This is a genomic window from Brevundimonas sp. NPDC092305 (assembly GCF_044755415.1).
Taxonomy (GTDB): Bacteria; Pseudomonadota; Alphaproteobacteria; order Caulobacterales; family Caulobacteraceae; genus Brevundimonas.
This window is the reverse complement of sequence record NZ_JBIVQY010000002.1, coordinates 654,989-673,540: the sequence shown is the minus strand read 5'-3', so window position 1 is coordinate 673,540 and position 18,552 is coordinate 654,989. Positions and strand designations below refer to the sequence as shown.

At 66.8% G+C, this 18,552-nt stretch carries 26 protein-coding genes; 16 read left to right on the top strand and 10 right to left on the bottom strand.

All coding sequences use genetic code 11. The features are described from left to right. Window positions 1-33: 33 nt before the first annotated feature. Complete coding sequence (locus ACIQC9_RS13905) at window positions 34-564, top strand: hypothetical protein (protein WP_400617003.1); 531 nt, start codon at window positions 34-36, stop codon at window positions 562-564. On the opposite strand, the gene ACIQC9_RS13900 is transcribed toward ACIQC9_RS13905, so the two are convergent. Together ACIQC9_RS13900 and ACIQC9_RS13895 are read right to left on the bottom strand one after the other, a co-directional pair. Next, window positions 561-1,094 carry a carboxymuconolactone decarboxylase family protein gene (locus tag ACIQC9_RS13900; protein ID WP_400617000.1) on the bottom strand — a complete coding sequence of 178 codons (534 nt, stop codon included), beginning with the start codon at window positions 1,092-1,094 and terminating at the stop codon, window positions 561-563. The two genes, ACIQC9_RS13905 and ACIQC9_RS13900, sit on opposite strands and share 4 nt — an antisense overlap. Window positions 1,095-1,222: 128 nt before the next feature. Continuing rightward, window positions 1,223-1,777 carry a peroxiredoxin gene (locus ACIQC9_RS13895; RefSeq protein ID WP_400616997.1) on the bottom strand — a complete coding sequence of 185 codons (555 nt, stop codon included), beginning with the start codon at window positions 1,775-1,777 and terminating at the stop codon, window positions 1,223-1,225. A 215-nt stretch (window positions 1,778-1,992) separates the two neighbouring features. Between ACIQC9_RS13895 and ACIQC9_RS13890 the strand changes: the two genes are divergently transcribed. Continuing rightward, window positions 1,993-2,874, top strand: coding sequence for an SIMPL domain-containing protein (locus ACIQC9_RS13890; RefSeq protein ID WP_400616994.1), 882 nt, complete (start codon window positions 1,993-1,995; stop codon window positions 2,872-2,874). Window positions 2,875-2,913: 39 nt separating this feature from the next. Continuing rightward, the gene (locus ACIQC9_RS13885; protein WP_400616991.1) at window positions 2,914-3,330 is read left to right on the top strand and encodes an HIT domain-containing protein; all 417 of its coding nucleotides are present in this window, start codon (window positions 2,914-2,916) and stop codon (window positions 3,328-3,330) included. On the opposite strand, the gene ACIQC9_RS13880 is transcribed toward ACIQC9_RS13885, so the two are convergent. Next, complete coding sequence (locus ACIQC9_RS13880) at window positions 3,314-3,874, bottom strand: hypothetical protein (RefSeq protein ID WP_400616989.1); 561 nt, start codon at window positions 3,872-3,874, stop codon at window positions 3,314-3,316. The two genes, ACIQC9_RS13885 and ACIQC9_RS13880, sit on opposite strands and share 17 nt — an antisense overlap. A 206-nt stretch (window positions 3,875-4,080) precedes the next feature. On the opposite strand from ACIQC9_RS13880, the gene sdhC reads away from it, so the two are divergent. The 10 genes from sdhC to rimM all read left to right on the top strand — a co-directional run bounded on the left by sdhC (window position 4,081) and on the right by rimM (window position 12,102). Beyond that, on the top strand, window positions 4,081-4,554 hold the full coding sequence (gene sdhC, locus ACIQC9_RS13875; RefSeq protein WP_400616986.1) for a succinate dehydrogenase, cytochrome b556 subunit: 474 nt from the start codon (window positions 4,081-4,083) through the stop codon (window positions 4,552-4,554). 26 nt (window positions 4,555-4,580) lie between these two features. Further along, window positions 4,581-4,955 (top strand): succinate dehydrogenase, hydrophobic membrane anchor protein, encoded by a 375-nt coding sequence (gene sdhD / locus ACIQC9_RS13870; protein WP_400616983.1) that lies wholly within the window; start codon window positions 4,581-4,583, stop codon window positions 4,953-4,955. A gap of 1 nt (window position 4,956) precedes the next feature. Next, complete coding sequence (sdhA, locus tag ACIQC9_RS13865) at window positions 4,957-6,741, top strand: succinate dehydrogenase flavoprotein subunit (protein WP_400616980.1); 1,785 nt, start codon at window positions 4,957-4,959, stop codon at window positions 6,739-6,741. Then, a complete protein-coding gene (locus tag ACIQC9_RS13860) occupies window positions 6,741-7,541 on the top strand; it encodes a succinate dehydrogenase iron-sulfur subunit (protein ID WP_400616978.1) in 801 nt (266 codons plus the stop codon). The genes sdhA and ACIQC9_RS13860 overlap by 1 nt, the downstream gene beginning before the upstream one ends. Before the next feature lie 75 nt (window positions 7,542-7,616). Then, window positions 7,617-7,937: a 2Fe-2S iron-sulfur cluster-binding protein gene (locus ACIQC9_RS13855; protein WP_400616975.1), complete on the top strand. Its 321-nt coding sequence runs from the start codon at window positions 7,617-7,619 to the stop codon at window positions 7,935-7,937. Window positions 7,938-7,939: 2 nt separating this feature from the next. Then, on the top strand, window positions 7,940-8,746 hold the full coding sequence (locus ACIQC9_RS13850) for a kinase (protein WP_400616973.1): 807 nt from the start codon (window positions 7,940-7,942) through the stop codon (window positions 8,744-8,746). Next, window positions 8,743-9,069 (top strand): PilZ domain-containing protein, encoded by a 327-nt coding sequence (locus tag ACIQC9_RS13845; RefSeq protein ID WP_400616970.1) that lies wholly within the window; start codon window positions 8,743-8,745, stop codon window positions 9,067-9,069. The genes ACIQC9_RS13850 and ACIQC9_RS13845 overlap by 4 nt, the downstream gene beginning before the upstream one ends. 193 nt (window positions 9,070-9,262) lie before the next feature. Further along, window positions 9,263-10,789, top strand: a complete 1,527-nt coding sequence (ffh, locus tag ACIQC9_RS13840) for a signal recognition particle protein (RefSeq protein ID WP_400616967.1) — start codon at window positions 9,263-9,265, stop codon at window positions 10,787-10,789. A gap of 19 nt (window positions 10,790-10,808) precedes the next feature. Then, window positions 10,809-11,420, top strand: a complete 612-nt coding sequence (gene rpsP / locus ACIQC9_RS13835; RefSeq protein WP_400616964.1) for a 30S ribosomal protein S16 — start codon at window positions 10,809-10,811, stop codon at window positions 11,418-11,420. A gap of 154 nt (window positions 11,421-11,574) precedes the next feature. Continuing rightward, window positions 11,575-12,102, top strand: a complete 528-nt coding sequence (gene rimM, locus ACIQC9_RS13830) for a ribosome maturation factor RimM (RefSeq protein WP_400616962.1) — start codon at window positions 11,575-11,577, stop codon at window positions 12,100-12,102. Here rimM and ACIQC9_RS13825 read toward each other — a convergent pair. Further along, window positions 12,099-12,275, bottom strand: a complete 177-nt coding sequence (locus ACIQC9_RS13825; protein WP_400616959.1) for a YegP family protein — start codon at window positions 12,273-12,275, stop codon at window positions 12,099-12,101. The genes rimM and ACIQC9_RS13825 overlap by 4 nt on opposite strands. A 139-nt stretch (window positions 12,276-12,414) precedes the next feature. Here ACIQC9_RS13825 and ACIQC9_RS13820 point away from each other — a divergent pair, with 139 nt between their 5' ends. Both ACIQC9_RS13820 and ACIQC9_RS13815 read left to right on the top strand, forming a co-directional pair. After that, complete coding sequence (locus ACIQC9_RS13820) at window positions 12,415-12,639, top strand: KTSC domain-containing protein (protein ID WP_400616956.1); 225 nt, start codon at window positions 12,415-12,417, stop codon at window positions 12,637-12,639. Window positions 12,640-12,641: 2 nt separating this feature from the next. Further along, window positions 12,642-13,049: a VOC family protein gene (locus tag ACIQC9_RS13815; RefSeq protein ID WP_400616954.1), complete on the top strand. Its 408-nt coding sequence runs from the start codon at window positions 12,642-12,644 to the stop codon at window positions 13,047-13,049. On the opposite strand, the gene ACIQC9_RS13810 is transcribed toward ACIQC9_RS13815, so the two are convergent. The 4 genes from ACIQC9_RS13810 to ACIQC9_RS13795 form a co-directional block, all read right to left on the bottom strand. Beyond that, window positions 13,046-13,843, bottom strand: a complete 798-nt coding sequence (locus ACIQC9_RS13810) for an enoyl-ACP reductase (protein WP_400617366.1) — start codon at window positions 13,841-13,843, stop codon at window positions 13,046-13,048. The genes ACIQC9_RS13815 and ACIQC9_RS13810 overlap by 4 nt on opposite strands. Window positions 13,844-13,893: 50 nt before the next feature. Next, the gene (gene fabB / locus ACIQC9_RS13805) at window positions 13,894-15,123 is read right to left on the bottom strand and encodes a beta-ketoacyl-ACP synthase I (protein ID WP_400616953.1); all 1,230 of its coding nucleotides are present in this window, start codon (window positions 15,121-15,123) and stop codon (window positions 13,894-13,896) included. A gap of 58 nt (window positions 15,124-15,181) precedes the next feature. Next, window positions 15,182-15,706 (bottom strand): 3-hydroxyacyl-[acyl-carrier-protein] dehydratase FabA, encoded by a 525-nt coding sequence (fabA, locus tag ACIQC9_RS13800; protein ID WP_400617364.1) that lies wholly within the window; start codon window positions 15,704-15,706, stop codon window positions 15,182-15,184. A 110-nt stretch (window positions 15,707-15,816) separates the two neighbouring features. After that, the gene (locus ACIQC9_RS13795; protein ID WP_400616950.1) at window positions 15,817-16,053 is read right to left on the bottom strand and encodes a zinc-finger domain-containing protein; all 237 of its coding nucleotides are present in this window, start codon (window positions 16,051-16,053) and stop codon (window positions 15,817-15,819) included. A gap of 98 nt (window positions 16,054-16,151) precedes the next feature. Between ACIQC9_RS13795 and ACIQC9_RS13790 the strand changes: the two genes are divergently transcribed. Continuing rightward, window positions 16,152-17,126 (top strand): ABC transporter ATP-binding protein, encoded by a 975-nt coding sequence (locus tag ACIQC9_RS13790; RefSeq protein ID WP_400616948.1) that lies wholly within the window; start codon window positions 16,152-16,154, stop codon window positions 17,124-17,126. Between the two features lie 3 nt (window positions 17,127-17,129). Here the strand turns inward: ACIQC9_RS13790 and ACIQC9_RS13785 are convergent, their stop codons facing one another. Together ACIQC9_RS13785 and bioB are read right to left on the bottom strand one after the other, a co-directional pair. Beyond that, a complete protein-coding gene (locus tag ACIQC9_RS13785; protein WP_400616946.1) occupies window positions 17,130-17,507 on the bottom strand; it encodes a Tat pathway signal protein in 378 nt (125 codons plus the stop codon). 34 nt (window positions 17,508-17,541) lie between these two features. Beyond that, window positions 17,542-18,537, bottom strand: coding sequence for a biotin synthase BioB (gene bioB / locus ACIQC9_RS13780; RefSeq protein ID WP_400616944.1), 996 nt, complete (start codon window positions 18,535-18,537; stop codon window positions 17,542-17,544). Between the last annotated feature and the right edge of the window lie 15 nt (window positions 18,538-18,552).

Sequence of the window (18,552 nt, the reverse complement as noted above, 5' to 3'; positions counted from 1 at the left end):
CTTCGTCGCCCGATGGCGGCGGGAGGATGTCGTATGCTCAGGTCCCTGCTCGCCGCCGCGGCCCTCGCGCTCTGCGCCACGCCAGCCGCCGCGGAGGTAGTCGAGAAAAGCGCCGACCACTTCGTGCTCAAATACAATATCGGCCTCGAGACGACGCCGGAGGACATCTACCTCTCGATCGGCGACGTCGGCCAGTGGTGGGACAGCGCCCATACCTACAGCGGCGACGCCCGCAACCTGACCCTGCCGCTGGAGGTCGGGGCCTGCTTCTGCGAGGCGATGCCGGATGGCACGACCTTCGAACACGGCCGGGTTCTGGAGGCCGACCCGGAGCTGGGCGTGCTGCTGGACGCGCCGTTGGGACCACTGAAGGGCAAGACGACCATGTCCCGGCTGAGCATAGGCTGGTCCGGCGTTCACATGGGCTGGGAGCTGGTCATGACCTATGTCGTGCGCGGCCCCGGCGTCGGCGCATATGCCGACGCCGTCGATGGCGTGATGCGCGTCCAGTACGGGCGGCTGATATATTTCGTCGAGTACGGACAGACGCCGCTGGACGACTAGCCCTTCAGAGCCGTCTCCGACGCGATGATCCGGCTGGCGGCGTGCACCACCGCGCCGATACGCAGTGCGGTCTGAACATGGGTCGCCGGGGCGCCGTGCTTACGTAGTTCCCCCTCGTGCGCGTCCAGACAGGCGCCGCAGCCGTTGATGGCCGAGACGGCCGTCGACCACAGCTCGAAATCCAGTTTCTCCACGCCCGGATTGGCGATGACGTTCATCCGCAGGCGGGCCGGAATGGTCGTGTATTCCTGATTCTTCATCAGGTGCAGCGACCGGTAGTAGATGTTGTTCATGCCCATGATGGCGGCGGCCGACTTGGCTGCGTTCATCGCTTCCGGCGACAGCACCGTCGCGGCCTGCGCCTCAATCGCCTGCACCACCGGCGCGACGCCGATCGCGTGGGCCGAGGCGAGGAAGCAGCCCCACTTCTGCTGGTCGTTCAGCACCGTCTCCGACACCAGCGAACCGAGGTTCAGGGAGATGTCCTTGGCGTAGGCCGGGATGAGGTCGCGGAGGGCGTCGATCGACATGGGATGATCCTCACTGATGTGCGCTCAAGCAGCGAGCCGCCGCGCGGCGAGCGATAGCGCACAGGGATGAAAACGAAACAGGCGGCGACTTGCGCCGCCGCCTGTCGAAGATAGGAAGTCGCTGCCGCTTACGCAGCCAGCGTTTCACCGCCCAGCGGACGGTTGCAGGCGCACAGCTCGTCCGTCTGAAGCGCGTCGACGACGCGCAGGGTGTCGGCCGGGGCGCGACCCACGTTCAGGTTGGTGACGTAGACGTGCTGCACGACGTTGTGCGGATCGACGACGAAGGTGGCGCGCAGGGCGACGCCTTCTTCCTCATTGAGCACGCCCAGCTCGCGGGCGAACTTGCCGCCGTTGTCGGCGAACTGCCAGATCGGCAGCTTGTTCAGGTCGGCGTGGTCGCGGCGCCAGGCCAGCTTGACGAATTCGTTGTCGGTCGAGCCGCCGAGCACGACGGTGTCGCGGTCCTCGAAGTCACGGCCCAGCTTGGCGAATTCCGCGATCTCGGTCGGGCAGACGAAGGTGAAGTCCTTCGGGTAGAAGAAGATGACCTTCCACTTGCCCTCGAAGCTGTCCTGCGTGACCGGCTCGAACGCCGAGACGCCGTTTTCTTCATGGCTGTTGAAGCCCGGCTTCACGCCGATGATCTTGAAGTCCGGCAGTTTTTGACCGACGCCCAGCATCGCTGTCTCCTGATGATCTGATTGGAAATCCGGAGCGCCGGGGGAGCGGCGCCGCAGCCGCGAAATGGCCGCTGCAGCGCACAAAGTCAATGTGTCGAACCTGTTTGTTTCCATAGATTTTTCCTATCGAACCAATAGGCTGACGATGTCTGACAGCGCCTTGCAGCGAAACGGCGGTCGGGACACGGTGACGGCCTGTTCAACAGGAGCACTCCATGCGTCGCCTGACCTGCTTCCTCCTGCTTCTCGCCGCACCCGCCCCCGCCTTCGCCCAGACCCCGCCTGCGACCATCGGAGAGCGCTATGTTCCCGCGCCATGGTGGATGCGCGATCCTGTCATCGCCTCCATTGGCAATGTCCGCACCCAGGTCGCCGCCAATCGGGCTGGCTTCAGCGCCAGCTTCCTGTCGGTGGACCGTTCCGCGGCCGACGCCTCGCGCAAGGCGGCCGACCAGATCCGGGCACTGAGCCAGTCCCTCGCCGGCTATGGCGCGGACAAGGTCCGGGTCGAGACCACGCTGACGACCCGCGCCCTCTATGACCAGTATCGCGACGAGAACGGCGTCCTGCGCGACAACGTCCGCGCCGACCGGATAGAGCGCTATCAGGCCGACGCCACGGTCAGCATCACCGTGCGCGACACCGCCTTGCTGGAACGCGTCTACGCCACCGTTGTCGCGACCCAGCCGACGTCGATCGGACAGGTCTGGTTCAATCTGGAGCCCGACAACGTCCTGAAGACCTGGCTGCAGGGCGAGGCGGTCAAGGACGCGGCCAATCGCGCACGAGCCGCGGCCGGAAACGCCGGAGCAACCCTCGGGGCGGTCAAGGTCATCGACCCGACGGGACGCGCCTGCCAGACCGACGTGCTGGCCGGATGGCCTTCATATGGCGGCGCGAGCCTGCCTACGGACGTGATCGTCACCGGCAGTCGCGCCGAGGCCGCCGCCTATGGCCCGCCGCCTCCGCCCCCGCCAGCCGCGCCCCCACCTCCGGGTGCGCCGACGGAAGCCCAGATCGAGGCCGCCCGCCTGACGCTGCAGCCCCCTTTGCGCGAGCTGACCGATCAGGCCTGCGTGGTCTATGGCCTGAACTGACGCTTGACCGGCGAGGGCCGGCGCGCGCATCGGGATCGCATGTCCTTCGCCGTCGACCCCGCCTTCGAGGCCGCCTCGCGTCCCGCTGCCGAATGGCCCCTGAGCCATGTGCGGCTGCAGGACGATGCGCGGTTCCCGTGGCTGATCCTGATCCCTCGCCTCCCGGGCCTGCGGGAGATCGAGGACCTGTCGGCGGAAGACCGCGCCGTCCTGATGCAGGAAATCCTCCGGGCCGGGGACCTCATCCGCGCCCTCGGCGAACAGGCCAGCCGCCCGGTGGAGAAGCTGAACGTCGCGGCGCTGGGCAATGTCACGCCGCAACTGCATGTGCATGTAATCGGCCGCCGCAGCGACGACGCCGTCTGGCCGGACCCGGTCTGGGGCCGTGGCGCGCCCCAACCGCACGGCGCCGCAGAACTCGACGCCGCGCTGGCCCTGATCAGTTCGCGCGGCTGAGGATCACGTTGCTGGAGTGTCCGTCGGCAGTGAGCACGCCGCGCCAGCCCGTGCCCGTCTGTTCGAGCGTCAGAAGCCCGTAGCCTTCAAGCTCCAGCCCGTCGTCGCCGAGCGTCGCCCCGCCCCGGGCCGAACCGCGCCGCCAACCGCCCTCGATCAGGCCGCCGTCGCCGGGGTCGCTCAGCACCAGACCGAACACCGGCGCGCCGTCCGCCGCCGTCACCGCCCATCGCCCTTCAAGCGGTCCCGACCGCTCGTCGGCCCGCATTTCCGCCGACGTCACCGCCTGATTGTAGGTCGCTTCCGCATCCGTCGGCGAGAACTCGTAGGAGCCCGCGTAGGCGTCCACAGCGACCGACGCGGTGAGCGGGCGGCGGTGCAGATCGCCGGCCGCGTCCCCCTGCGCCTCGGCCTCGCGCCCGAAGTTGGAGATCGGCTCATAGGGCCTTACGACTGGCGGCCTGTACGGCTCCAGGGTGGATGGATGCGGCACAGCCTGCTGCAAAAGCAGACCCGCCAAAGCGGCTGCGATAGTCCCCGACATGAGAGCAGGTTGCCGTCGCCGGAATCCGGCGCCTAGTGCACAGGAGTCACAGACGAAATCGTGATCGGCTTGACCGTAAAGGCCTTTTCGCAACAGCGAGACGATGGCGTTCGCTGGTGCGTTGACCCCTGCAGCGGCGCTGACTAAAGCCTGTTCACCGCTTCAGGACGCCTGATTTCACTCAGGTTTTTGAGAACCATTCGCATATGTCGAGCTCCCCGCTTCCGGGCGACGCCTCCAACGATCCGACGGACGATCAGACCGGACGTTTCGTGCGCCAGCCCAACGGCCGCGTCAGACCCCTGTCCCCCCACATGCAGATCTGGCGCTGGCACATCACCATGGTCGCGTCGATCGCCTTCCGGGTGACCATCGGCGCCGCCACCTTCGGCGCGATGTTCGTCATCGGCTGGCTCGCTGTGCTGGCCTTTGGTCCCGAGGCCCATGCGACGTTCGCCGCGCTGGCTGGATCGCCGCTCGGACTGTTGATCGGCATCGGTCTGACCTGGGTGCTGTTCTCCTTCATGCTCAACGGCGGACGCCACCTGATCAATGATGCGACCATCGGCCTTGAGCTGAAGCCGGCCGACCTGATGTCCCACATCGCGGTCTGGGGGCCGTTCGTCCTGACGGCGATCCTCTGGATTGTCCTGTTCGCTACGGGGAGGGTCTCGCTGTGAGCGGTCCGGCGCGGTTCAGAAACCATGTGAAGATTTCCGAGCGCCACGGCGCCGGCGAATGGGCGATCGAGAAGGTCGCCCTGCTGATCCTCATGCCCTTGGGCGTGTGGGTGCTGTCCAGCATCCTCACCCTGATCGGCGCGACCTACGAGACCGTGATGGCGTGGTTCGCCAACGGGCTGAACGCCGCGCTGGCCGCGATCACGGTTGTGGTCTTCTTCTTCTTCGCCCATCTGGCGTGGAAGGTGATCATCGAGGACTACATCCACCGGCCGGGAAACAAGGCCCTGCTGCTGGGGCTGGTCAACCTCGTCTGTCTCGCGCTGGCCGCCGCCGGCGTCTTCTTCATCGTGCGGCTGGCGCTGGGCTCGGCGCCGCTGCCCGCCGGCTTCGGAATCTGACATGGCCGCTTACGAGTTCATCGACCACGAATATGACGTCGTCGTCGTCGGCGCCGGCGGCTCGGGTCTGCGCGCCGCGCTCGGCGCCGCCCAGCAGGGCCTGAAGGTCGCCTGCGTCACCAAGGTCTTCCCCACCCGCTCGCATACCGTCGCGGCGCAGGGCGGCATCTCCGCCAGCCTCGGCAACATGGGCGAGGACAGCTGGCAGTGGCACATGTACGACACCGTCAAGGGGTCGGACTGGCTGGGTGATCAGGACGCGATCGAGTACCTGGTCCGCAACGCCCCCAAGGCCGTCTATGAGCTGGAGCACTGGGGCGTGCCCTTCAGCCGGACGGACGACGGCCGCATCTATCAGCGCGCGTTCGGCGGCATGACCCGCAACTTCGGCGAGGGCCCGGTCCAGCGCACCTGCGCCGCCGCCGACCGGACCGGCCACGCCATTCTGCACACCCTCTACGGCCAGTCGGTGCGCCGCGAGGTGAAGTTCTTCATCGAGTATTTCGCGCTGGACCTGATCATGCAGGACGGCGCCTGCACCGGGGCGACGGCGCTTCAGCTCGACACCGGCGAGATGCACCGGTTCCGCGCCAAGCTCGTCATTCTGGCGACGGGCGGTTACGGCCGCGCCTACTTCAGCGCCACCTCGGCCCACACCTGCACCGGTGACGGCAACGCCATGGTGCTGCGCGCCGGCCTGCCGCTGCAGGACATGGAATTCGTCCAGTTCCACCCGACCGGCATCTATGGGGCCGGCTGCCTGATCACCGAGGGCGCGCGCGGCGAAGGCGGTTATCTGACCAACTCCGAGGGCGAGCGTTTCATGGAGCGCTATGCGCCGACCGTGAAGGATCTGGCCCCGCGCGACATGGTCAGCCGCTCCATGACCATCGAGATCCGCGAAGGCCGCGGCGTGGGCCCGAACAAGGATCACATCTTCCTGCATCTGGACCATCTGGATCCCAAGATCCTGCACCAGCGCCTGCCGGGCATTTCCGAGAGCGCCAAGATCTTCGCCGGCGTCGATGTGACGAAGGAACCGATCCCGGTCCTGCCGACCGTCCACTACAACATGGGCGGCATCCCCACGAACTATCACGGCGAGGTCCTGACCAAGGTCGGCGACGACGCTGATCGTGTGGTGCCGGGCCTGATGGCCGTGGGCGAGGCGGCCTGCGTGTCGGTGCACGGCGCCAACCGTCTGGGCTCGAACTCCCTGACCGATCTGGTCGTCTTCGGTCGCGCCGCCGGCCTGCGCGCCGGTGAAGTGGTGGACAAGGCGTCGAAGGTTCCGGACGCGCCAGCATCCTCGACCGACGCGCATCTGGCCCGCCTCGACCGCTTCCGGAACGCAAACGGCTCGACGCCCACGGCTAAGCTGCGCATAGACATGCAACGCGCCATGCAGTCCGACGCCGCCGTCTTCCGCACCGGCAAGACACTGGAGGAGGGCGTCGCCAAGCTGCGCGCCATCCACGCCGCCGGCGACGACATCAAGACCACCGATCGCGGCCTGATCTGGAACACGAATCTGGTCGAGACCCTCGAATACGACAACCTGATCGATCAGGCGCTTGTCACCATCGAGGGCGCCCTGAACCGCACTGAATCGCGCGGCGCTCATGCCCGTGAGGACTATCCGGATCGGGATGACGTGAACTGGATGAAGCACACCCTGGCGTGGAAGACGCCGGGCGATCAGACGAAGATCGATTACCGTCCGGTCCACAACTACACGATGTCCAACGAGGTATCGTATATCGAACCCAAGGCGCGGGTGTACTGATGGTTCAGCTTACGCTTCCCAAGGGCTCGAAGCCCACGACCGGCAAGGTCCACAAGGCCCCGGCCGGGGCGAAGAACGTCAAGACCTACAAGGTCTATCGCTACGATCCCGAGGTCGACGCCGACCCGCGCTGGGACACGTTCGAGGTCTCGGCCGACGACCACGGCCCGATGCTGCTGGACGCCCTGATCCACATCAAGAACGAGATCGACCCGACCCTGACCTTCCGGCGCTCGTGCCGCGAGGGCATCTGCGGCTCCTGCTCGATGAACATCGACGGCCGCAACAGCCTGGCCTGCACCAAGGGCTGGGACGAGTGCTCTTCGTCCAATATCTCGATCGCGCCCCTGCCGCACCAGCCGGTGGTCAAGGATCTGGTGACGGATCTGACCCTGTTCTACGCCCAGTACGACAGCATCCAGCCGTATCTGCAGTCCGATGAACCTGACCCCGAAAAAGAGCGCCTGCAGTCGCCCGAAGACCGCGCCAAGCTGGACGGCCTGTACGAGTGCATCCTCTGCGCCTGCTGCTCGACGTCCTGCCCCAGCTACTGGTGGAACCAGACCGAATACCTCGGCCCGGCGGCTCTGCTGCAGTCTTACCGCTGGATCGCCGACAGCCGCGACGAGGCGACGGACAAGCGCCTCGACGACCTCGAGGATCCGTTCAAGCTATACCGCTGCCACACCATCATGAACTGCGCCCAGGTGTGTCCGAAGGGTCTGAATCCGGCAAAGGCCATCGCCGAGACCAAGAAGCTGATGGTCTCGCCGTCGCGCAAGAAGACCGAAGCCGCCTGATCACGGCTGCCTGAGGCAGACAAAGGACGCGCGCTTGGCCTTGCTCCGGCGCGCGTCTGCGCTATTGAGCAGCCAATGGCGAAGATCACCTACATCGAACACGACGGGACCGAGCACTCGGTCGAGGTCAAGAACGGCCTCAGCGTCATGGAAGGCGCGATCCGGAACAATGTCCCCGGCATTGACGCGGACTGCGGCGGCGCGTGTGCCTGCGCGACCTGCCACGTCTATGTCGACGAGGCCTTCGCCGCCGAGACCGGCCGCGCCTCGGCGATGGAGGAGTCGATGCTGGACTTCGCCGAGAACGTCCAGCCGAACAGCCGCCTGTCGTGCCAGATCCGCGTCTCCGACGATCTCGATGGCCTGATCGTCCGCCTGCCGGAAGACCAGCACTGAGCATGACCGCGCCGGATCCCGTAGATCCGCGACTGGTCGAACTGGTGGGCCGACGCATCGTCCGGGCCGAAGGCGGACGGCCGCCCCTGATCGGCATCGCCGGCGCGCAAGGCTCCGGCAAGACGACGCTGGCGCGAACGGCGGCGCAGGCCTTCGGTGCGGCCCACATCTCGCTGGACGACGTCTACCTGACCAGAAGCCGGCGTGAGCAGATGGCGGAGGATGTCCATCCGCTGTTCCAGACGCGCGGTCCGCCGGGGACGCACGATCTGAGGATGCTGAACCGGCTGATCAAGACGCTCAGCCTCGCCCGGTCGGACGACAAGACCTTGCTGCCCGGCTTTGACAAGCGCCAGGACGACCGGCGTCCCATCCGGGAGTGGCGCATCTTTTTCGGCCGTCCCACGGCGATCATCATCGACGGCTGGTGTCTGGGTGTGACAGCCGAGACTCCCGAGGCCCTGACCGCTCCGGTCAATGCGCTTGAGCGTGAGCGCGATCCCGACGCCGTCTGGCGCACGGCGGTCAACAAACAGGTCGCCGGGCCTTACGCCGACCTCGCCGGACAGATGGACGCGACCCTGTTCCTGCGTGCGCCCGGCTTTGAGGTCGTGCATGGGTGGCGCTGTCAGCAGGAGGCCGAACTTCTGGGCATTCCGCCACGGGCGCTGTCGTCGACGGAACGCGCGCGGCTGGGCGAGTTCGTCATGTATTTCGAAAGGTTGACCCGGCATATGATCAACGGCGGCGTCCGTGCGGACGTGACCGTGCACCTTGATCGAAACCGCCGCGTAACCGAAGTCGCATGACACCGCCGTCAGACCGCCGCCTCGAACCCCGTTTCGCCTCCAACGCCCGCGGCGTTCTGGTTGCGCCCGGATTCGAGATGACCTGCGTGATCGTCGATGTCTCCAGCTCCGGAATGAAGGTGCGGCTGGACCGCGCCCTCTCGGTGCCGTCCTCGGTGATCGTCGTCGACGTTCTGGCCGCCACGGCCATTGAGGCCGACGTGGCCTGGAGCAAGGGGCAGGAGATTGGCCTGAAGCAGCGCGGCCAGTCCTCGCTGCGCGGCCTCGTCCCCGCCCGCCTCGCCGCCGCCCGCGCGGCCTGGCAGCGCGCCGGGGGCCGCTGAGGCGTCCACGCCTTGTCTTCGCCCGGCTTTTCCGCCATAAGCCGCCGCTTCCGACGCAAGTGAACCTCGCGTTTCCACCGGGACGACCCCTGTTTCGACAGGACGAGCCCGGCGAGAACCCTCCGCCGACGTGATCGTCGCCGGGGGCCGTTGTCGTATGGAGCCGTTTCACCTGCGCCAACAGAGGTAGTGAATGTTCGAGGCTCTGAACGAGCGGCTGACAGGCGTCTTCGACCGGATCACCGGGCGCGGCGCCCTGTCCGAAAAGGACGTGGCCGAGGCGATGCGCGAAGTGCGTGTGGCCCTGCTTGAGGCCGACGTCGCCCTGCCCGTCGTCAAGGACTTCATCGCCTTCGCCACCGAGCGCGCCACGGGCGAAGAGGTCATCCGTTCGGTCAAGCCGGCCGATCAGGTGGTCAAGATCGTCTACGACGGCCTGATCGAGATGCTGGGCGGCGAGGAGCCGGTCGGCCTCAACACCAATGCGACCCCGCCCGCCGTCATCCTGATGGCCGGCCTTCAGGGCTCGGGCAAGACGACGACCTCCGCCAAGCTGGCGCTGCGCCTGACGAAGTTCGATCGCAAGAAGGTCATGATGGCCTCGCTGGACACGCGTCGTCCTGCCGCCATGGAGCAGCTCGCCAAGCTGGCCGAGCAGATCGAGGTCACGACCCTGCCGATCGTGGTGGGCGAGAGTGCGGTCCAGATCGCCAAACGCGCCCTCCAATCGGCGAAGCTTCAGGGCTTCGACGTCCTGATCCTCGACACCGCCGGCCGCATCACGCTGGACGAGGCCCTGATGGCCGAGGTGGCGGAAGTCGCCGCCGTGTCGAAGCCCGTAGAAACCCTGCTGGTCGCCGACAGCCTGACCGGTCAGGACGCCGTCCGCACCGCCAAGGCCTTCCACGAGCGTCTGCCGCTGACCGGCCTGGTCCTGACCCGCGCTGATGGTGACGGGCGTGGCGGGGCCATGCTGTCGATGCGGGCTGTCACCGGCCTGCCGATCAAATACCTCGGCGCCGGCGAAAAGGTCGATGCGCTGGACGTGTTCGACGCCCGTCGGGTCGCCGGCCGTATCCTTGGTCAGGGCGATATTGTCGCTCTCGTCGAGAAGGCCAGCCAGGAACTGGACGCCTCCAAGGCCGAGGCCATGGCCCGCAAGCTGGCCAAGGGCCAGTTCGACCTGAACGACCTCGCCGGCCAGCTTCAGCAGATGAAGCGGATGGGCGGTCTGCAGGGCATCATGGGCATGCTGCCCGGCGTGGCCAAGATGAAGTCCCAGATGGCCGACAGCGGCGTCGACGACCGCATGATCGCCCGTCAGGAAGCCATCATCTCGTCGATGACCAAGGCCGAGCGCAAGAAGCCGGACCTGCTCAACGCCAGCCGCAAGAAGCGTGTCGCCGCCGGCGCCGGCGTCGAGGTTCAGGAGATCAACCGTCTGCTGAAGCAGCACCGGCAGATGGCCGATATGGTCAAGTCGCTGTCGCGCGGCGGACCGAAGAAGATGCAGCAGATGGCCGCCATGCTGGGCGGTCTCGGCGGCGGCGGAATGGGCGGGCCTGACATGGCGCGCCTGAAGGCCATGGGCGGCGGCAGGATGCCGGAACCCTCGGCTGAAGAGATGAAGGCCCTTCAGGATCGGCTCGCCGGTCTTGGCGGCGCCGGACAACTGCCGGGAGGCCTGCCCGGCCTGCCCGGATTTCCCAAGAAGAACTGACTAGAGAAAGAGACCCGAAATGCTGAAGATCCGTCTGGCCCGTGGCGGCGCCAAGAAGCGCCCCTACTACTATATCGTCGTCGCCGACTCCCACTCGCCGCGCGATGGCAAGTTCATCGAGCGCGTCGGCACCTACAACCCGATGCTGCCGCGTGACGGCGAGCAGAAGCGCGTCACCCTGAAGGCGGACCGCATCGCCGAATGGCTCGGCAAGGGCGCCCAGCCGACCGACCGCGTCGCTCGCTTCCTGTCGCAGGATGAGACGCTGGCCGGCAAGGTGAAGTGGACCCAGTCCAACAACCCGAACAAGGCCCAGCCGGGCAAGAAGGCGCAGGAACGGGCCGCCGAGCGCGCCCAGCGCGAAGCCGACCGCGCCGAAGCGGAAGCCGCCGCCAAGGTGGAAGCCGCCGAAGCCGCCCAGCGCGCCAAGGAAGAAGCCGCCGCTGCCGCTGAAGCCGCCAAGAACGCTCCGGCTCCGGAACCGGAAGCCGCTGCTGAAGAAGCTCCGGCCGCTGAAGCCGCCGCCGACGAGGCGCCGGCTGCTGAAGTGACCGAAGAGGCTCCGGCTGAAGCCGCCGCGGAAGAAACCCCGGCCGCTGAAGCGACCGAAGAAGAAAAGACCGAGGCCTGATCCGGTGATCCTTCTCCCCTCCGGGGGAGAAGGTGGCCGCCGGAGGCGGTCGGGGGATATCGGCCGCGAAACGGGCCGGTTGAGCGTGGCTGAACAAGCCCCCTCATCCGTCTCGCTTCGCGAGCCACCTTCTCCCCCGAGGGGAGAAGGATGCATGACCACAAACGACAAACTCATTCTCGTCGCCCAGATCGCGGGCGGTTTCGGCGTGAAGGGCGAGGTGCGCGTCACCGCCTATACCGCCGAACCGATGGCGCTCATGGCCTATGGACCGCTGCTGCGCGCCGACGGCTCGACCGGCCTGACCCTGACCTCGGCCCGACCGGACAAGGCGGGCGTGGTCGGACGGGCCAAGGAGATCACCACTAGGGAACAGGCTGACGCCCTGCGCGGCCTGAAGCTGTTCGTTCCGCGGGACCGCCTGCCGGCGCCGGACGAGGACGAGTTCTACCTGACCGACCTCGTCGGACTTGAGGCGCGTGATCCCGACGGACTCGTTCTCGGCGCGATCAAGTCCGTCCAGAATTTCGGCGCCGACGACATGCTTGAGATCGCGCCCGCCGCCGGCGGACCGACCTGGTATCTGCCGTTCACCCGGGACGCCGTCCCCGACCTGCACATCGCCGACGGCTGGCTTCTGGCCGTCCGTCCGAGCGAGGTGGGAGAGCGTGAGCCCGACTAGGTGTTGTCTTCGGTCTCGGCCCCCGGCCCGTTCTTCTTGATCGAGTCGATCGCGTTCTGCGCCGAAGCCTTGGACGAATAGCCCTCGGTCGAGAAGATGGTCTCGGCATTGTACTTGAACTTGACCCGGAACTCGCCGGCCTTGTCCTTGTAGATTTCGAACTTGTGCGCCACGGGGGCCTCCTGTGAAGCGGCCCCGACCCCGGAGCCACGGCCAAGCTGACCCACGATCGGCGGACACGCCAAGGCTTTCTGTCGGCTTCCGGACACAAACGCGCGAGGAGCCGGCCGGCCGTTCAGGCGTTCCGCTATCATGCCATCCAGCGTCATCCGCCGCTTCAGCTATGACGAGCCGCACCGCCGGCTGAGGGTCGTTTTCACCTCGGGCGACGTCTACGACTATGACCGCGTACCGCCCGACGTGGTCGAGGATCTACGCGCCGCGCCGTCGAAAGGCCGGTTCTTTGGTCCCAACATCCGGACCCGCTATCCCTACCGACGCGTGGACCGGTCCCCCGAACACGGGCGTGGAGTCTGACCATGCTCGATCACACCGGAATCGTCGTTACCGATCTGGAGGCCGCGCGCCGCTTCTATGACGCCATCGCCGAACCGCTGGGTCTGGCGACCAAGAGCATGGCGCCCGAGTTCTTCCTGCTTGGAAAAAGCCAGGAGGAGTCTCTTCCCTATCTGTGGATCGGAACCCTTATCCCCTCCTACTGGATTGAAGGCTCAAAGCCGGGGATCAACCAGATGCACGTCGCCTTCCGCGCCGACAGCAAGGCTACAGTGAAAGCCTTCTACGACGCAGCGCTGGAGGCGGGCGGCAGGGACAATGGCCCACCCGGCCCGCGCGAACAGTTCGGCTACTACGGAGCCTTCGTGCTCGACCCCGACGGCAACAACATCGAGGCGGTCTACAGAGGCCCCGACGCCAACGAGGACTAACCCTCTTCGTCGGCCGCCATGCCCATCATATGGAAGCCGGCATCGACGTGGATGACCTCGCCCGTGGTCGAGAAGCCGAGGTCAGAGCAGAGCCACAGGGCTGCGCCCGCGACGCCTTCCATCGAGGTATCTTCCTTCATGGCTGACATCGCCCGGCCCTGGCTGATCATGCCACGACCACCCGAGATGCCGGCCAGCGACAGGGTGCGCATGGCGCCCGCCGAAATGGCGTTGACGCGAATGCCCTTCGGACCGAGGTCGCGGGCGATATAGCGGGTCGCGGCTTCCAGCCCGGCCTTGGCCACGCCCATGGTGTTGTAGTTGGGAATGGCGCGCTCTGAGCCTAGGTAGGTCATGGTGATCATCGACCCGCCGTTCGGCATCAGCCTGGCCGCCCGCTTCGCCACGTCCACAAAGCTGAACACCGAGATGTTCATGGCCAGCAGGAAGCTGTCGCGCGTGGTGTTGTCGACGAAGCTGCCCTGCAGCTCGTTCTTGTTGGCGAAGGCCACCGAATGGACCACGAAATCGATCGTGCCGAAGGTCTTTTCAAGTTCGGCGAAGGCGGCGTCCATCGAGGCGTCGTTGGTGACGTCGGCCTCAAGGATCAGCTTCGCGTTGACGCTCTCGGCCAGTGGGCGCACCCGGCGCTCCAGTCCCTCTCCGAGATAGGTGAAGGCCAGCTCCGCGCCTTGCGCGGCCAGCTGCTGGGCGATGCCCCAGGCGATGGAGTTGGCGTTCGCCACCCCCATGACCAGGCCCTTCTTGCCCTTCATCAGTTCGCCCTTGGGCATGTTCCAGGCGGATTCGGCGGCCATGGGGGAGTCTCCGGAGTGTAGGGGTATCAGACCTTCGACAGGATCAGCGTGCCGTTGGTGCCGCCGAAGCCGAAGCTGTTCGACATCACAGTGGTCAGCTCCACGTCCTTGCGTTCGCGGAGGATTGGCATGCCTTCGAACTCGGGGTCGAGGTTTTCGATGTGGGCGCTTTCGGCGGCGAAGCCATTGTCGAGCATCAGCAGGCTGTAGATCGCCTCCCACACCCCCGCTGCGCCCAGCGAGTGGCCGGTCAGGGACTTGGTCGACGAGATCAGCGGCATGTCGGCGCCGAAGACGTTGCGGACAGCGCCCATTTCCTTCGAGTCGCCCACCGGAGTGGAGGTGCCGTGCGGGTTCAGATAGTCGATCCGGCGGCCGCCGGCCTGGCTCATGGCCAGCTTCATGCAGCGCTCCGCGCCCTCGCCGGACGGCGCGACCATGTCATAGCCGTCGGCGTTCGCGCCATAGCCCACGACCTCGCCGTAGATGTGCGCGCCGCGGGCCTTGGCCCGTTCGTATTCCTCAAGGACCACCATGCCCGCGCCGCCGGCGATGACGAAGCCGTCGCGGTTGGCGTCATAGGCCCGACTGGCGACCGAGGGAGTCTCGTTGAAGTTGGACGACATGGCGCCCATGGCGTCGAACATGTTCGACATGGACCAGTCGATGTCCTCGCAGCCGCCGGCGAAGACCACATCCTGCTTGCCCCACTGGATCTGTTCGGCGCCCGCGCCGATGCAGTGGGCGCTGGTCGCGCAGGCCGACGAGATCGAGTAGTTGATCCCCTTCATCTGGAACCAAGTCGACAGCACCGCCGACGGTCCCGACGACATGGCCTTGGGCACGGCGAACGGCCCGATGCGTTTGGGCGAGCCCTTTTCGATGGTGGTGGCGGCGGCCTGAACGATCACCTGGGTGGAGGGACCGCCCTCGCCGACGATCAGGCCGATCTTCTCGTCCTGTATCTCTTCCGGGCCCAAGCCCGAGTCCTTCAGCGCCTGCTCGAAGGCGATGTGGGCCCAAGCGGTGCCGTTAGACAGGAAGCGCGCGGCGCGGCGGTCGACCAGCGGCGCCCAGTCCTCAGCCGTCACGCCCAGCGACGGCGGGGCCCAGACCTGCGATCGGAAACCGTGCGTGGTAAAGTCCGGCGCGGCCTGCACGCCCGATTTCGCCTCGCGCAGGGACGACAGGACCTCGTCCTTGCCCGTCCCGATGGAGGACACGATACCCAGGCCGGTGACGACGACACGACGCATCACTGTTTCCTTCTCAACTCTGGCTCGCTGCGTTGACCGCAGTCTGGAATATAGGGGCTCAGCCGCCTTGCGGCTCGGTGGCGCCGCCAAACAGGCCAACGCGCATGTCGTTGCAGGTGTAGATCACCTCGCCATCGGCCTCGAGCACGCCGTCGGCGATGCCCATGACCAGCTTGCGGTTGATCACGCGCTTCAGGTCGATCTTGTAGACGACCTTCTTGATGTCAGGGGTAACCTGACCGGTAAATTTGACGTCGCCGACACCCAGCGCGCGCCCTCGCCCCGGTCCGCCGATCCAGCCCAGATAGAAGCCGACCAGCTGCCACATGGCGTCCAGACCCAGACACCCGGGCATCACAGGGTCGCCGATGAAGTGGCACTGGAAGAACCAGAGGTCGGGATGGATATCCAGCTCGGCCTCGACATAGCCCTTGCCGTGGGCGCCGCCGTCCGCGTTGATCTGGGTGATCCGGTCGAACATCAGCATCGGCGGGGCCGGCAGCTGGGCGTTGCCCGCGCCGAACAGCTCGCCCCGGCCCGAGGCCAGCAGGGCGTCATAGTCAAACAACGACGGATATTTCAGCTCGCTCAAGGGCGCGACCTCCGGAAGTGTTCGCCGGGGTTACACGAGCGGAACCGGCGGCTCAACAATCCTGCGACAGGACTGCGGCGAACCGTAAGCCCCGAAGAGCGTCAGTGCGCCTCGGGCGGCCGGGCGGCGGGGCTGTGATAGTCGACGGCCTTCTTCGGCTTGCCGAGCACGAACATGCGGTCGCAATAGCCGCATTCCACGTGGTCGTCCTCGCCCATGTCCATATAGACCAGCGGGTGGCCCAGGGCTCCGCCTCCGCCGTCACAGGCGACGCGTTTCGTCGCGACCACGATCTTTTCGGGCGGCGGGATGATCGCATCGGCGGGGCGCGGCTGCATTCGGCGGTCTCTGACTTGGCGATTGGGTCGGTCGCACATAGGTATGCGCGGCCGTTGCTTAGCGTCAAACGCACCGGCCCGAAACCCGAAAGCGCCGCATGACCGACCCCGCCGCCCTGCCCGTCAACGCCATCGAGGTGAAAGGGCTGGAAAAGACCTATGCCGGCTCGAAGAAGTCGCCGCCGAAAACGGCCCTGCGCGGCATCGATCTGGCCATCCCTCGCGGCTCGATGTTCGGCCTGCTGGGTCCGAACGGGGCGGGCAAGTCGACGCTGATCAACATCCTGGCCGGGGTGGTCAACAAGACCGGCGGGACCGCCGCCATCTGGGGCCGCGACATCGACAGCCACCCGCGCGACGCCCGCGCCGCGCTGGGGGTCGTGCCGCAGGAGATCGTCGCCGACGTCTTCTTCACCCCGCGCGAGGCGCTGGAGGTGCAGGCCGGCTATTACGGCGTGCCGAAGGGCGAGCGCCGGTCCGACGAGCTGTTGGCCGCGCTGGGCCTCTCCGACAAGGCCAACGCCTACGTCCGCGCACTGTCCGGCGGCATGAAGCGTCGCCTGATGGTGGCCAAGGCGCTGGTCCACAATCCACCCGTCCTGATCCTCGACGAGCCTACCGCCGGGGTGGACGTCGAACTGCGCCGTCAGCTCTGGGAATACATCCGCAAGATCAACGCCGAGGGCGTGACCATCCTGCTGACCACCCACTATCTGGAAGAGGCGCAGGAGCTCTGCGACACGATCGCCATCGTCAACCGCGGCGAGGTCGTGGCCTGCGAGCCGACGCCCCAGCTGCTGCGCCGGCTGGACACCCGCAACGTCATCGTCACCCCTGAGGGCGAACTCGCCGAGCCGCCGGTGCTGCAGGGCTTCGACGTCGCGCCTCGCGCCAACGGCGCCTTCGCGGTCACCTATCGCAAAGGCCAGTCGTCGGTGGAGCAGGTTCTCGCAGCGGTTCGAGCCGCTGGCGTGACCATCGCGGACATCACGACCGAGGATCCGGATCTGGAAGACGTGTTCCTGGCGCTGACCTATGGCGACGCCAGTCAGACAGACCCAACGAAGGACTAGTCCCTAGAGGACCATCACTGTCCCGATCAGCACCCGCGCGCCCTGACGGCCCAAGGTCTGGTTGGTCGTCGCCTGCAGCTGGGCGATCAGGCCCTCGATGTCCGGCGGCGTTCCCGGCAGGGTCCGGGCGGCGAACTGCTGGACCACCGTGGCATAGGCGGCTCGCAGCCGGGGCGCGGACTGCGTCACACGCGTCCGGACGGCTGCGTCGGGCGCGTCGACACCCGTTTCGACCGTCATGACGCCCGGACGGCCGTTCGACCTGCGCACATTGGCGGTGACCGTCGGCAGGCGGGTGAAGCTCTGGGTGCTGGCGGGCGCGCCGGGGTCGCTCGTCTTCACGACGGTCGATTTCAGTCCAAGCAGGGCGCGGCGATCCATGCGCCGACCCTGACAGGTATCGCTTAAGGCGTGGTTACGCCGCCGCCTCGGCCCGGTGCGGCTCCATCGGCCTCAGGTCCAGCAGGGCGAACAGGCGCGCATCCTCGTCCTGCTCCGGATTTGGCGTGGTCAGCAGCTTGCCGCCGACGAAGATGGAGTTCGCGCCGGCTAGGAAGCACAGGGTCTGCATCTCCGGGCTCATCGTCTCGCGCCCGGCCGAGAGCCGAACCATCGCTTTCGGACAGACGATGCGGGCGACGGCGACCGTGCGGACGAACTCGATCGGATCGATCTCGCCCTCCCTTTTCACCCGATCGCCCAGCGGCGTGCCGGTCACCGGCACCAGCGCATTCACCGGCAGGCTGTCGGGATGTTCCGGCAGCGTGGCCAGCGCATGCAGCAGACCCACGCGGTCCCGCCTCGCCTCGCCCATCCCGACGATGCCGCCGCAGCAGGTGCTCATGCCCGCGTCACGCACGTGCTGCAGGGTGTCGAGACGATCCTGATAGGTCCGCGTCGTCACCACCTCGGCGTAGTATTCCGGGCCGGTGTCCAGGTTGTGATTGTAGTAGTCCAGCCCCGCCGCCTTCAGCTGCCGCGCCTGATCGGCGGTCAACATGCCCAGCGTGGCGCAGGTCTCCAGCCCCAGCGCCTTAACACCGGCGATCATGGTCGCCAGCTTCGGGGTGTCCCGGTCCTTCAACTCTCGCCACGCCGCGCCCATGCAGAAGCGACTGGCCCCGCCAGCCTTCGCCGCCATGGCTTCGGCCAGCACGGCGGAGGCGTCCATCAGCTTTTCGGCCTTCAGTCCGGTGTCGAAACTGGCGGATTGCGAGCAGTAGCCGCAGTTCTCGGCGCAGCCGCCGGTCTTGATCGACAGCAGCTGGCTCTTCTGCACCTCGGACGGGTCGAACCACGCCCGGTGAACGGTGGCGGCCTCGAACACCAGTTCCATAAAGGGTCGGGCGAACAACGCCTCAACCTCTTCCAGGGTCCAGTCGTGGCGGGGCGCGGACAGGTCACGGATCATGGTGCGTTCAGTGAC